This window comes from Acidisarcina sp. (genome assembly GCA_035539175.1).
GTDB lineage: Bacteria > Acidobacteriota > Terriglobia > Terriglobales > Acidobacteriaceae > JANXZS01.
On sequence record DATLIY010000009.1, the window covers coordinates 242790 to 256335 of the forward strand.

At 55.3% G+C, this 13546-nt stretch carries 8 protein-coding genes and 1 tRNA gene; 7 read left to right on the forward strand and 2 right to left on the reverse strand.

Going from position 1 to position 13546, the window contains the following annotated elements; all coding sequences use genetic code 11:
* Positions 1-81: 81 nt before the first annotated feature.
* Positions 82-3651 carry a TonB-dependent receptor gene (locus VM554_12620; GenBank protein ID HVJ09218.1) on the reverse strand — a complete coding sequence of 1190 codons (3570 nt, stop codon included), beginning with the start codon at positions 3649-3651 and terminating at the stop codon, positions 82-84.
* 650 nt (positions 3652-4301) lie between these two features.
* Between VM554_12620 and VM554_12625 the strand changes: the two genes are divergently transcribed.
* Positions 4302-4387: transfer RNA gene (locus VM554_12625), tRNA-Leu, on the forward strand.
* A 162-nt stretch (positions 4388-4549) separates the two neighbouring features.
* Here the strand turns inward: VM554_12625 and VM554_12630 are convergent.
* Complete coding sequence (locus VM554_12630; GenBank protein ID HVJ09219.1) at positions 4550-7708, reverse strand: carboxypeptidase-like regulatory domain-containing protein; 3159 nt, start codon at positions 7706-7708, stop codon at positions 4550-4552.
* 761 nt (positions 7709-8469) lie between these two features.
* Here VM554_12630 and cysD point away from each other — a divergent pair.
* The 6 genes from cysD (at position 8470) to VM554_12660 (ending at position 13512) form a co-directional block, all read left to right on the forward strand.
* The gene (gene cysD / locus VM554_12635; protein ID HVJ09220.1) at positions 8470-9402 is read left to right on the forward strand and encodes a sulfate adenylyltransferase subunit CysD; all 933 of its coding nucleotides are present in this window, start codon (positions 8470-8472) and stop codon (positions 9400-9402) included.
* On the forward strand, positions 9403-11094 hold the full coding sequence (gene cysN, locus VM554_12640; protein ID HVJ09221.1) for a sulfate adenylyltransferase subunit CysN: 1692 nt from the start codon (positions 9403-9405) through the stop codon (positions 11092-11094). It begins immediately after the preceding gene.
* A complete protein-coding gene (locus tag VM554_12645) occupies positions 11091-11789 on the forward strand; it encodes a phosphoadenylyl-sulfate reductase (GenBank protein ID HVJ09222.1) in 699 nt (232 codons plus the stop codon). Before cysN ends, VM554_12645 begins: the two co-directional genes overlap by 4 nt.
* A gap of 16 nt (positions 11790-11805) precedes the next feature.
* Positions 11806-12636 carry a sulfite exporter TauE/SafE family protein gene (locus tag VM554_12650; GenBank protein ID HVJ09223.1) on the forward strand — a complete coding sequence of 277 codons (831 nt, stop codon included), beginning with the start codon at positions 11806-11808 and terminating at the stop codon, positions 12634-12636.
* 152 nt (positions 12637-12788) lie between these two features.
* Entirely contained in the window at positions 12789-13115 is a 327-nt protein-coding gene (locus VM554_12655) for a cupin domain-containing protein (GenBank protein ID HVJ09224.1), read from the forward strand.
* A 97-nt stretch (positions 13116-13212) separates the two neighbouring features.
* Positions 13213-13512, forward strand: a complete 300-nt coding sequence (locus tag VM554_12660) for a DUF3467 domain-containing protein (GenBank protein ID HVJ09225.1) — start codon at positions 13213-13215, stop codon at positions 13510-13512.
* Positions 13513-13546 lie beyond the last annotated feature (34 nt).

Here is a 13546-nt window from a genome sequence, read left to right on the forward strand (position 1 = left end):
GAAGCGATCCCGCAAGCCCGCACAAAATGCGATTCAGATTTTCTTGATTGATAATGCTTTGATTAAACGAGACCGCTACCACTAAAAGGCATAGCGGAGGCTGAATTGGAATTGCCGTTCTGAGGGGTAGGTATTTCCCTTTCCAGTGATACGTCCGAAGGTCCCGCTGGTCGGACCCATGTCCGGATTATCGTAGTTAGGATGGTTGGCGTAGTTGAAGGCCTCAGCCTTGAAGATGAGTTGATGGTTGTCATGGCCTGGGATGACTTGGAAGGCCTTTTGTAGGGCAGCACTGAAGCTCTGGAAACCCGGGCCATAGATCAGCCCTCGGGTTCCGCGTGGAGCAAAGGTGCCAATCGGGGCCGGCGAGAAGGCCCGGGACTCAAACCACTGCTTAGAGCTTGTTCCGCCTGAGAACTGGTGATACAGAACAGGACTTCTCGTGGCGACCCAGAACTGGTTGCCCGACCCGGGGCCAACGCCTGCGCGGTCGTTGTTCTGTGAAACCGTCAGCGGGCGACCCGACTGCCCCTGAATCGTTCCGGAGAACTGCCAGTTCCCGAGCGTGTTGCGGACAAACCCGTTGGTCGAATGCGTTCCGTAGGGAATGTCCCAGACGTAGTTCGCCACAAGTACATGGCGAGTATCGAAGTCACTAGGACCATGCATAATGCTGTTGTCGTATGCGTTGATGATGTTGGTGCCGTTGGAGGACCCGTAGTCCAGGCTCTTTGACCAGGTGTAAGCAACGCCGAAGAGCAGGCCATTGGTGAGGCGGCGCCTCAGGTTAGCCTGCATAGAGTGATAAAACGATCCACCCACATTCTCTGCTTCGATAATTGTGGAGTAACCCTTGTATGGGCGAAGCGCATCGGGGTTGACGCCAGGGTTCGCCTGCACGGTTCCGGGCCGGAGCTGGTTAACGTTTGCGAGTTGCTCCAGATGATATCCACGCCGGCCCACGTAGCTAAGCGTGAAGACGCCGATATTCTGGAACTCGTGTTCCGCGGTCACGTTCCATCCCCAGGCCTCCGGACTCGGATAGGTATGAGCATGGGAGGTAAAGGCGAGTGGTGTAGCGTTGGTACCAATGCCGCCCGGATTATCTACGATGCCACGAGTTACGTTGGAAGCAGGCTGGAAAGGAGCATTGCCACCAACGTGAACCGTGTCGCTAATGCCGAGACGTTGAATGTAGCGGCCACCTCCGGCGCGCAAGACAGTACCCGGCATTACCTGATAAGCGAATCCCAAACGTGGCTGAATATTGCTGTAGACAGTGGGAGAATAGCCGCTGTCATAACCGCGGAATAGACGCTGATAGCCGCCATTCAGGATGCTGTCAGGAACGTGTCCCTTGGCTGAGCTTGGGAAGCCGCTGCCCGGGATGACCACACCGTTCAGGGGATCGCCACCAGTAATGAAGCCGGTCGAGGGGTTAACGGCAGGAGCGAGAGCCGGGTTGTAATCCTTCTCGCTGAAGAAGGCCTGGTTACCCCATAGCGCGTGATATGGCATCATGACGCTGTAGCGGGTACCATACTCCAGTACAAGCTTTGACGAAACGCGCCACTGGTCCTGCGCGAAGCCCTCAAACATATTGCCGCGGAAGAGCGTGTAGGAGCGCGTGCCGATCTCGCCGTAAGTGTCAAAGAGGCCAAGAGCGGCATTGGCAACCGCTGCCTTGGACGTCGGTACGGGCGACGCCGAGCTGCCCCCGCGCGCATCAGTAAAGACAAAGAGACCATTCTGGTTGTTGGTTGTACCAGGCCGCGTGTTATCGACGCTGATCTGGTCGTAATTATTCTCTCCGGCATACTCCCACAATCCGCCGACCTTGAGAGTGTGATTCCCCCAAACCTTAGTGACGGTATCACCGACGTCATAAACGATGCCGCCCGAACGCGATGGGTATGGGCCACCGTCAAGCGTACCGAAGTTCGACAGCTGAATAGTCGGAATCTTATTGGGAACTACCTTGGTAGCAGATCCGAAGAGATATGGGTAGTTGATGCCGTATTTGGTGCGGTCGTAACGACCCGACGATGTGTCGATGTTGATATCGACATGGTCAGCCGCACCGGAGACGTAAGCGTCGTTAACGATGGTGGGATTGACGGCCCACGTGTAGTGGAACACAGCAATCTGATTCGGCCGCTTGAAGATGCGCGGGTTGGTATTGAAGTTGCCGAAGTGCGGCTCGTAATCGTTGTAGTTATAGTTCAGAAGGCTGAAGCGGAAATGATGTGCATCGGCGGGAACGAAGTCGACGACGATGCTGTCCTTACGCTGCTTCTCTGTGTAGGGCGCAGAATCGATCCAGTTGTTTGGATTGTTGGATGCATTCGGTGCCGGATAAGCTCTGAGTAGACCGGTGCCGTTGGAACTGAGCTGGTCGGGCGGAATGATATTGCCCGGATACGGAACGCCTGTTGTCGGGTTCACAATTTGCACGGGCGAGTTGTAAAAAATGTTAGGTCCGAGCAGCTCGCTGAAGTTACCGGTACGCATCAGTTCCGTCGGAACCTTCTGCTGTGACAGATCGTCGTGGTTGTAGCGTGTCCACTCCTGTCCGAGGAGGAAGAACAGTTTTTTGCGGTCACTGTTGAAGTGGCCGGGAATGTAGACGGGACCGTTCAAATTCCATCCGAACTGGTTATAGTGGAAACCCTGCCGATTGCGATGCGCGAAATTGCGGGACCAGGTATTGGCATTAAGGGCGGTGTTTCGAAAATACTCAAAGGCGCTGCCGTGGAAGTCGCTGGTTCCGCTCTTCGGAACCATTCGGATCTGACCGCCTGATGTACGGCCGTACTCCGCCGGATAGCTGGTGGTCAGCACTTGTACTGCCGAGGTGGAATCCACATCGGCTACGCCTACGCTTGTGCCATTCGATCGCGTGCGCACCATCGGTGCGCCATCATACGTGATTACGCTCTCCTGCGAGCGCGCGCCGTTCACATTGATGCCGTTATCAAGTCCGAAGGCAAAGGACGCCATCGGGTTGGTGCGTACAACGCCTGGCTCCATCTGCGAAAGATACAAGGGATTCCGGCCGTTGAGTTGGATGCTCTTCACCTGTTCCGGAGTGATCAACTGCCCGACCGATCCGCTCTCCGTCTGCACCGTGTTGGCAAGCGCCTCCACGGTAACCGAGGTGGTGGTGTTGCCAACCTTCATCGCGATGTCAACATGGCGCCCGATGTTGGGATCAAGGTGCACGTCATTGAGAGTAGTCGTCTGAAAACCGGCAGCTTCTATGTGCATGCTGTAGATGCCGGGCGCTAGATTGGTGATGGTGAAATTGCCTGTTTCATTGCTGACGACCTCCCTGTTGATCAGGGTGGCGTTGTTGTGCACGGTAATCTTTGCACTTGCAACCATTGCTCCGGATGAATCTGAAACAGTCCCTGAAAGGGATGAAGTATCCGATTGCGCAAAAGCAGGAGCGGCACCTATCACGCCTATCGCGAGAAATAAGAAAAGCACGCGAATGCTAAAGAGTGTGTTCTTCAACTCAGCCTCCGAAATAAGATATGACTGTTGGTTGAGGACCCGTTTCTGATCAAGCCGCCACGTGTGTTTACTAGCTTCCTCGCCCTTTCCCGAAGTACGCCTGTTTCTACAGTCGGACAATTCTGAGTTATCCACATCAGAAGAGAATTAAATTTTGAGATACGGCGTCACGATTCAACCGTCAAAGCAGTGTCGATGTATGTACACAGCCACGCATGATGTTGTCAACCGAAAAAGATAATTCCAGGCGGGCGCGACGTATAAAAACTACGACCAGATAAATCGATCGCTAGCAACCAAGCGGGTGCAGCGCGAGCTGCTGGGGGTGTGGCCCCATGACTGTCTCGAGAACTATTAATGAGCATTCTTATGTAACAGAAAAGATGCCGAGGCGCGCGTGCTGCCAATCGAAAAACTCGACTATCGGCCCAACCGACGCCGGGCATGAGAAAGTGATTCCGAATAAAGCCAGATGGCAGATGGGCTGACTTGGCTGCACTTGCATCATCCGCAGTCTATCTGCTGCGATATTCCGATTCTGATGACCACGCACAGATTAAGTACATCTGGCACACATTAATCGGCACACATTCGCGAGCCGATTGGTGATCGCTGGTGCGGACCTGCGAACCGTGGCACAATTAATGGGTAACCGGACGATTCAGATGACTAAGCGATATGCCCATCTCGCTCCAGATCATCGGCAAAGCGTGGTCGAGCGCCTGGTAGACAGTGGAAGAACGAAAAGAAGTTAAACGCTTTTTATATGAATAGATACAAGAGATGCGAAAGTGGCGAAATTGGCAGACGCACCAGACTTAGGATCTGGCGGGTAACCCCCGTGGGGGTTCGAGTCCCCCCTTTCGCACCAACAACTCAGGGTTGATTCTATTCGACCCGGTTTTGCGCCACATAATTCCTTATCAAGTACCGCTCATTTCCCTTCAGCGAAAGAGGAATGCTGCGGGGATACATCCTCGCCAGCCTGCCTAAAGATGATCCTTTGGCGATGGCGATCCCCGCAATCTCTCACCTAAAACAGGATCTTCGCTCCAAACTGAATCTGCCGCGAAGTCGTTGAACTGGAGGTAATCACTCCCGCGGTAGGCGACGGCGTGTCCGCAGCAGAGGTGAAGACAACGGCATTCGGCGTATTCAGATTTGTGTGGTTGAAGACATTGAATGCCTCCGCACGGACTTGCAGACTCACTCGCTCCGAGACGGCCGTGTCCTTTCTGAAAGCCACATCTACATTGGTAGATCCTGGCCCGGTAAGTGTATTCCGCGACAGATTTCCATATGTACCCGGCGCGGGTAACACAAATGCCCTCGGATCGAAGTACCCACTTACCTTCCCCAGAATCACCTTTCCTCGGAATGCAGGATTGACGGAGGGGCGTATTGGGTTTCTGCTATCGCCGTTGTTTGTGGGATTGAAGCCAAGCTGCGGTGTAAACGGAAATCCTGTCTGCGTACTCACAATCCCGCTAAGCATCCATCCAGCTACAAACTTCTGAGTTACTCTGCCTGCCTTCGATAGAAATACCTTGCCGCGGCCAAAAGGGAGTTCATAGCTTCCATTCACAACAGCAAGCTGCCTCACGTCCGTCGTCGAGGGGCCCCAATCCAGCTTCGGCTTGGCGGGGTACATCACAAAGCCCGGAGCATTAGCCGCAACGCTGCTGTTCCACCCCGTTCCATCATCGAGACTCTTTGAGAAGGTATAGACGCCTCGCAACTGGAAGCCCCCAGAAAAGCGATGGTGAATATCCGCCTGCAAGCCGTTGTAAGAGCTAACTCCATCCGACACCCAGGTCGTCGTGTTTGCCAGCGCCGGATTGGCAAGGGGCGATCCGGGCGCATAGTACACCCGCCCTGAGGGAAGGATGGAGGGGACAGGCTCATTCACATCCTCCGATAGCATCTCGTGGTAACCATGGGAGCCTACATATCCAAGGCTCAAAGATGTGGCTGGAGCTATCTCCTGCTCAACCTTCAGCGTATAGGAGAGAAACGTCGGCGTATGCGCATCGGGCTGCACTCCACTTGGCGATACCAGGCTGTTACCACCAAGCGGCTGCCCCGGAGTTACTTTCAAGCTAGACACCGATACATTCTTCAAGGACTGCGTTGTGTTGAATGGAGCCGTCTGATCCAGTCGGTAGTCGAGGTTATCGAGAAGTGCGTTGTACATACCAAAGCTTGCGTGCACAATCGTCTTCCCTTGCTTGAATGGATCCCAAGCCAGCCCCACGCGCGGCTGCGGAAGAAACTTTGCATGGTTGACAGTAAGTGCCGAGGAGCCAATATGAGGATTCGTCTCGATAACTCCCTTCGAATCGAAAAGATAGTTGGACGCTCGTGATTGCACCTCGTTCCAGCCATCCGTCGACTCAAAACGGAAACCTATCTTGACTTCAAGGTTCGGCCGAACCTTCACCGTGTCCTGAACAAAGCCAGCCCATTCCAACGAGCGCCAGCCAAGTTCCGTTGGCGCAGGAACAACGGTGAATGTCGATACCTTGCCCTGGAGAAAATTCGCAAGGCTGCTGAAGGAAGCTTGACCATACTGATACTGCGCCAGATTGTCATTCGCCTGAATTCTCTGCAGCCACACTCCCGCTTCCAGTTGGTGGTTCCGATGCGATACGAACACGTGATCATCCAGAGTGAACAGGTTTCTCGCGGTCGTCAGATTACTTCCCGCATTCGTTCCAGCCAGGCTTATCTGGGATGCTCCATTAAGAGCCGTGCCGCCACCTATCACCAATGCGCCGATAGGACGCCCCACCACCCAGCCGGGAACATTCACGGACGTTGTACCAGTAAAGTTATAAGCTGCGCGGGAAAACCCCACGCGCGCGGTATTCAGCACATTGGCGGAGTACACATGCTGCTCCTGAATGCTGAAGACCTGCTCGCGAAGCCCTTCCACAACTGAGCTGAGTGGATTCACGCTGGGAGTATTCGCAAAGCTGTCGTCTATCGTGTAGGCGGCAGAGAGCGTATCCGCATTGGAGATATTCTGATCGAACCGCGCGGTGCCGAAGTCTTCCCGAATCTTCTGCAGCGGATGGCTGTAGGCCGTCGCGATGCCATCACCAAGCTCAGGACCATTCTGTACAGGCCACAAGGCGAGCAATGGCTGGACACTCGCGACAGCCGCCGCACGAGCTGCGTTGTCGGGCACCAGCGTCACATTGCTAAGTCCGAGATTCTGGCGAAATCCTTCATAGTTGCCAAAGAGAAAAAGCTTGTTCGTGCGCAAAGGTCCACCCAGCGACCCGCCAAACTGGTTTCTCTGGAAATTCGGAATTGAGCCGTGATCAAAGTAGTTGCGGGCATCCAGCGCGCTGTTCCGCAAAAACTCAAAGGCAGAGCCATGAAGCTTATTCGTGCCCGGAGCTGTCACAATGCTGATCTGCGCACCAGGCCGCTTGCCATACTCTGCGCCATAGCTGTCCGTCACAACGTTGAACTCACGAATGCCGTCTACGCCAAGAAGCTGACCGCTGGTGCCTCCGGGCGTGACGTTGATCAGCGAAGCGCCTGTATATTCAATGCCGTTCAAGAGGAAGATATTTTCCTGTGGACGATGACCGCTGACTGCGAACATATTTCCGACGGAGGAATTCGAAGTCCCAACTCCACCGGTTCGCTGAGCTGTGTAATTCACCACTCCAGGATTCAGAGTGACCAGTTCGTCGTAGCTGCGGCCATTCAACGGCAGTTCTTTCACCTGGCGCTCATCCACAAGCCCAGAGGTTTGCTGCGTAGTCAGACTAACTGTCGGCGGAAGCTCGGCAACTACAACCTCCTCCTGAACTGTACCGAGCGGAAGAACCATATCGACAGATGTGCTTTGGCCAACAACCAGCGTGATGCCCGTCTTCACCTGCGAGTGGAAGCCATCCTTGGAGGCGAGTACGTGATAATTGCCAACTGGGATGGAAGGTGCCGCGTATCTTCCGACAGCATCGGTCACGAGGATTCGTTGCGCGCCGGTGTCAATGTTACGCAAGGTTACGCTAGCGCCGGGCAGTTCTGCTCCGGAAGGATCGCGCACCGTTCCAGAGATCGATCCTCCAACAACCTGCGCCTCCATCGAGCCAGTCCACGCCAGGACCAGCAGCGCAGCAACAAACACAACCGCGAACCGGGTACGAATTGAGACGAACGAAGGTACAAACATTATTCAAGCTCCTAAAGAAATAGGTTTCAGCGAGCTCGTGGGCATTTCTGCACGAACTCCTGGCAATCACGGATGGAAATCTGAAATCGGAGTACTGAGTCGACAGGGCGTCAACAACAGGAGCAACAACAAAGCGAGAGCTTCGGAGTAAAGCTCATGCGCAGCAAGGGCGCGCGCCATTCGAAGATGAAATCAAGTTCTACCAAGAGATCTTCCTGAGCCTGAAAATGAAAAACCGCCGAACATTGAAGTTCTGGCGGCGGGGAATTCCGATTCCTTGAAGATGGAGATCAGAGATTCATGGTCCGATTCATGGACGCATGCCGCCACATGCAACTACGTGGAGTCCTACACATACAACACGTGAATGGGGCGGAAAGGCGCATAGCTTTCGTTGAGCATAGGGAGAGTTGCGGAAAACGTCAAGATTGATTGGGGCCATTCTTCGTTCTGATCGTCTGATTCTGTGCTGCCAGGTGGCTCCTTCGGTTGACATATCCGGCAATATCAAGCAATCTAAAAGAGCAATGATATCCACCCTTCCCATCCGCGCATGTCGCATGAACCGCAGCTGTTGTACGTGTAACAGCATGGGGGTTTGTCGGCGTGGATGCGAGCATGGATAGATAAAGACTTATCTAGATCAAGCTCCTATAAAAGAGCCCACCGCCTGACCTCCTTCGGCGCGTGGGCTTTTTCCTTTTCACCTCAAAATTTGCAGGATATCCACTCCGCGAACCAGGCGGCGAGTAGAGAAAACAATGGCTACAAGCGTAGTAGACACACAAGCAGTTCAGGCAAGGCTCAGTCACCTCCAACTGCTGGAGGCAGAGAGCATCCACATCTTTCGCGAGGTGGCTGCCGAGTTTCAGAAGCCCGTCATGCTCTACTCCATTGGCAAGGACTCCTCGGTGATGTTGCGCCTGGCGCAGAAGGCCTTCCATCCCGGCCCAATTCCCTTCCCACTGCTGCATGTGGACACGGGTTACAAATTCCGCGAGATGCTGGAATTTCGCGACTCTTACACGCGCGAGCTTGGCCTCAATCTCATCGTGCATCGCAATGAAGAAGCATTGCGTGACGGGACGAATCCAGTCCGGCTGGGAACGCAACGTTGCTGCGCACTGCTGAAGACCACGGCGCTGCTGGATGCGCTCCGCGAGCATGGCTTCGACGCGGCGTTCGGTGGCGCGCGGCGCGATGAAGAGAAGTCCCGCGCAAAGGAAAGAATCTTCTCCTTCCGCGATGCGGCAGGACAGTGGGACCCCAAAAACCAGCGTCCGGAATTGTGGAATCTCTACAACGGCCGCATCGGACCGGGAGAGAGCATCCGCGTGTTTCCGCTATCGAATTGGACCGAGCTGGACATCTGGCACTACATCCACCTGGAGAAGATCCCTATCGTGCCGCTGTACTTTGCAAAGGAGCGGCGCATGCTCGTGCGCGGCGACAGCCTCATCCCCGTGGAGCAGCCCTTCGTCAAGGGTCTGCCGGGAGAAGAGCAGTGGATCCGCTGCCGTTTACGTTCGCTCGGATGCAGCCCCTGCACAGGTGCGATTCGGTCCGATGCAGACACCTTGCCGAAGATCATCGCTGAGTTAATTTCCTTTCGCTCCTCGGAGCGAGCCAATCGCGTCATCGATCACGATCAGGATGGATCGATGGAGATCAAGAAGAGGGAGGGCTACTTCTAAATGCCGCATATTACAGATGCCCCAGATATCTTGCTGGATACGGTCGCGGATACCTCTCTGTCCATCGAAGAGTTTCTCGCTCAGGAGCAGTCCAAGGATCTGCTGCGCTTCAGCACCGCAGGCAGCGTAGATGATGGCAAATCGACGTTGATTGGCCGCCTTCTCTATGACTCGCAGAATGTGTATGAAGATCATGTGCGAGCGGTAACTCATACCAATGGTGCACAAACTGCTCCCACCATCGACTTTGCGCAATTGACAGATGGGCTGCGCGCCGAGCGGGAACAAGGTATCACCATCGATGTAGCCTATCGCTATTTCTCCACCAGCAAGCGCAAGTTCATCATCGCCGATACTCCCGGGCATGAGCAGTACACGCGTAACATGGCGACCGGGGCCTCGACCGCGGATCTAGCCATTATTCTGCTGGACGCACGCAAAGGAATCCTTACCCAGTCGCGGCGCCATGCTTACATTGCATCCCTGCTCGGCATTCCCAAGCTGGTAGCCGCCATCAATAAGATGGATCTCGTCGATTATTCGCAGGATGTCTTTGAGCAGCACCAGCGAGATCTTCAGGCACTCGCTGCCAGCCTGGGGAACGTCGAGCTGGAGTGCATACCCGTCAGCGCATTGCAGGGCGACAACGTCGTAACGCGCGGCGAGAATACGCCGTGGTACTCGGGGCCAAGCCTGTTGGAATATCTTGAGACGGTGCCAGTCGCCGAGCGTCATTCGCATCTCGGATTCCGTATGCCGGTGCAGCGCGTCATCCGTCCGCACCAGCATTTTCGCGGCTTTGCCGGTCAGATATCCGCGGGCGCCATCCATCCTGGAGACACCATCGTTGCACTACCCTCGGGTCGCAAGAGCCGGGTGCAATCGATCAGCACCTTCGACGGCGAGCTAAGCGAAGCGCACGCACCACTCTCAATCGTGGTCACGCTGGAAGATGAACTCGACATCAGCCGCGGAGACTTGATTGCCAGTGACCAGGCACCACCGCAGGTTGCGAAGAACTTTGAAGCTTCACTCGTGTGGCTGCATCCGCAACAACTAAATGTCGGCAAGACATACCTTCTCAAGCACACGACGCAAACCGTGAAGGCGCGCGTCAGTTCCATCCATCACAGGATTGACATCGAGACGCTCGCCGAGCAGCCCGCGGAAACGCTGCAGATGAACGCGATCGGCGTCGTCACGGTAGAGGCTAATCGAGCCTTGATCGTCGATGCCTACAATCAGAATCGGAGCACGGGAAGCTTCATCCTCATCGATCCCGCGAGCAGCGCGACTGTAGGCGCCGGCATGATTCGTCAGGTGATGGATGACCGCGACGGAACTTTCACTACCGAAGAACTACAGGCGTCAGCCCTCATCGCTCTCGGCAACCGGCACACGCTGGCTGCAACTCTCGAAGACAGGCTGCTCGCATCTGGAGTGGCGGTCGTTCGCACGCGCGTGCAGAACCCAGACACATGGCGGGCGCTCCTGCTCGCCGGTGTCGTCACTCTCGTCGAATCCGACTCAGCGGAGCTCTCCATCGCGTCGCTGCACGGAGGTCAATCTGAATTGATTGCAGATCCCCTGGCTGCACGCTCGGAGAGCGACACGGATCTCGTCGAAGCTGTGCTGGATGCACTAGGCGAAAAACAAATCATCGCATTGCCCAACGGAGGCAAAACAAAATGACGGAAGCAACTCAAGTGGGTACCGCGAGCCTCGCAGAGAAGGTCGCCGCAGCGAAGCTGCTTGTGAAACAGCAGGTCGAAGAAGCGCAAGGGAAACTATGCGTGACCAGCAGTTTTCAGGCCGAGGATGTAGTTGTGCTTCACCTCGTCACGCAACTCGCTCCTCGTGTTCCCGTACTCTTCCTGGACACTGGTTACCACTTCAAAGAGACCTACGAGTATCGCGACCGCATTGCAGCGGAGTGGAATCTGAATCTTGAAAATCTGTTACCTCGTTTGACCGTCCAGGAACAGGAATCGCAGTTCGGCATTCTGCATCAGACTGCCCCCGACAAGTGCTGCAGCCTGCGTAAAGTGGAGCCGCTCTTCGCCGGGTTGCAGCGCTTCGACGCGTGGTTTACCGGGCTCAGGCGGGAGCAGGCGAAAACTCGCGCCGATCTGCAGACGGTTGACCTGTTCACGCTGCCCGGAGGCAAACAGCTGCGCAAGATCAGCCCGCTTGCCGACTGGTCCACGCGAGACGTGTGGCACTACGCCGCGGAACACAACATTCCCTTGTTGCCGCTCTATGACAAAGGCTATTCGAGCATTGGATGCGAGCCATGTACCAGCCTGCCACTTGATCCGAACGATCCTCGCTCCGGCCGCTGGTCGGGACGCAAAGTAGAGTGCGGGATTCACATTCAGCCGGCATAACGGCAAGAGGGCTTACATGGAATACGCAATCGGGTTTCTGATTGCTTTTGTTATCGCGGTAACTGGAGTAGGCGCCGGATCTATTACCGCACCACTGCTGATCTTCTTTCTCCATGTTCCGGTGGCTGTCGGAGTCGGCACTGCCCTGGCCTATTCAGCCATTGTGAAGTTCCTTCTCGTCCCGATCCAGATGTGGCGGCGGCAGGTGAACTATCGCATCGTTGGTTTCATGCTGCTTGGTGGTCTTCCGGGCGTGATCCTCGGGTCCATCCTCTTCCGCTATTTCGATCTGAAGGGCCAGCAGAATGTGCTCTATGTCGTGCTGGGTCTGATCATCACCGCCTCCTCCGGCTGGCACCTTTACCGGCACTTTCGTCCGGTGGACCGCGAAACAAAACAGAAGGATCGTCCGCGATCCCTTGCTGCCCTCATGCTGCCCGTGGGTTTTGAGGTAGGCTTCTCTTCTTCCGGCGCTGGAGCATTAGGCACCATAGCGCTACTGGGACTTACTTCCCTCACTACAGCCCAGGTTGTAGGTACTGATCTTGCCTTCGGCTTCTGCGTCTCGCTCATCGGAAGCAGCATGCACATTCTGCATAGCAGCTATGGCACGGCCCTGCTCATCAAACTGGTTTGCGGCGGCATGGTCGGAGCCTTGTCCGGCTCCCTTCTCGCACCCCGCCTGCCCAACCGGCAGCTCCGTCTTGCGCTCTCCGCATGGCTGCTGATCCTGGGCCTGCAGTTCTGCTATAAGGCGGTTACGAACGAAGTGGGATCCAGGCCGATTCCATCCGCTATATCCGCACCATCCATGCGCCCAATCCCAGCCTCCATCCACGTGCGCTGAACATCGTTCCTCCAAGTGACTTAAGTCCCTGCATCGCTTCTGACAATCTTCTAATGTCAGAAGCGTGGACGATTTGTATCGAGGCTGCAGCGCATGTCCCGGAACAAACTAATGCGTGGCAGATGTCCATCCAGAATCCAGAGGACAAAACTATGAACTACACATTCATCGCCGATCTCATGAAAGAGTTTGAACTTCCCGAGCAAGGAATTTTGAGCCGCATCCTCCACAAGGACGACAAGGTAAATATCACCGCATTTTCCTTTTCGGCGGGGCAGGAGCTATCCGCCCACTCAGCACCGACGCCCGCGGTTCTCTACTTTCTTGAGGGAGAAGCCGAGGTACTGCTGGGCGAGGACAAGGTCCAGGCCAGGGCCGGCTCCTTTATCTACATGCCTCCGATGCTCGCTCACGGCATTTCAGCGCAGTCTCCGCTCAAGATGGTGCTGATCCAGATCAAGGTTCCCGCTGCCGCCTGAGTAGCCTCCAAATTAGAAGAGGCGCCAGAAGAAACATTCAGGAGTAACGCGGAAGGAGCGCGAGCCACTCGCAGTCCTTCCGCGTTACTCTAGAACCATGAACCAACCCACACAGCAGCCCCGCGTTGTCCTGACCCAAACCCCCGATTATCGCGAAACCTACGCCAATAGCGTCCAGGTTCGTGTCAGCGTCTGGGATTTCCTCCTGACCTTTGGCACGGCCCAGCAGCAAACACCAGAAGAAGTAACCATCCATAACCAGCAGGGCGTCTACCTCAGTCCGCAGCAGGCCAAAGCTCTGTGGAACATGCTGGGCCAAAACCTCGAACAATACGAGATGACTTTTGGCAATATCGCGTTGGAGCCATTGAAGCAACCCCACGGACCAGTACACTAAGAAGTCATTTAGACTGAGCCGTGACGCGCATACC

Coding starts and splice junctions, on each gene's coding strand:
- VM554_12645 (HVJ09222.1), top strand. CDS start 11,091: ATGACGGAAGCAACTCAAGTGGGTACCGCGAGCCTCGCAGAGAAGGTC.
- VM554_12650 (HVJ09223.1), top strand. CDS start 11,806: ATGGAATACGCAATCGGGTTTCTGATTGCTTTTGTTATCGCGGTAACT.
- VM554_12630 (HVJ09219.1), bottom strand. CDS start 7,708: ATGTTTGTACCTTCGTTCGTCTCAATTCGTACCCGGTTCGCGGTTGTG.
- cysD (HVJ09220.1), top strand. CDS start 8,470: ATGGCTACAAGCGTAGTAGACACACAAGCAGTTCAGGCAAGGCTCAGT.
- VM554_12660 (HVJ09225.1), top strand. CDS start 13,213: ATGAACCAACCCACACAGCAGCCCCGCGTTGTCCTGACCCAAACCCCC.
- VM554_12655 (HVJ09224.1), top strand. CDS start 12,789: ATGAACTACACATTCATCGCCGATCTCATGAAAGAGTTTGAACTTCCC.
- cysN (HVJ09221.1), top strand. CDS start 9,403: ATGCCGCATATTACAGATGCCCCAGATATCTTGCTGGATACGGTCGCG.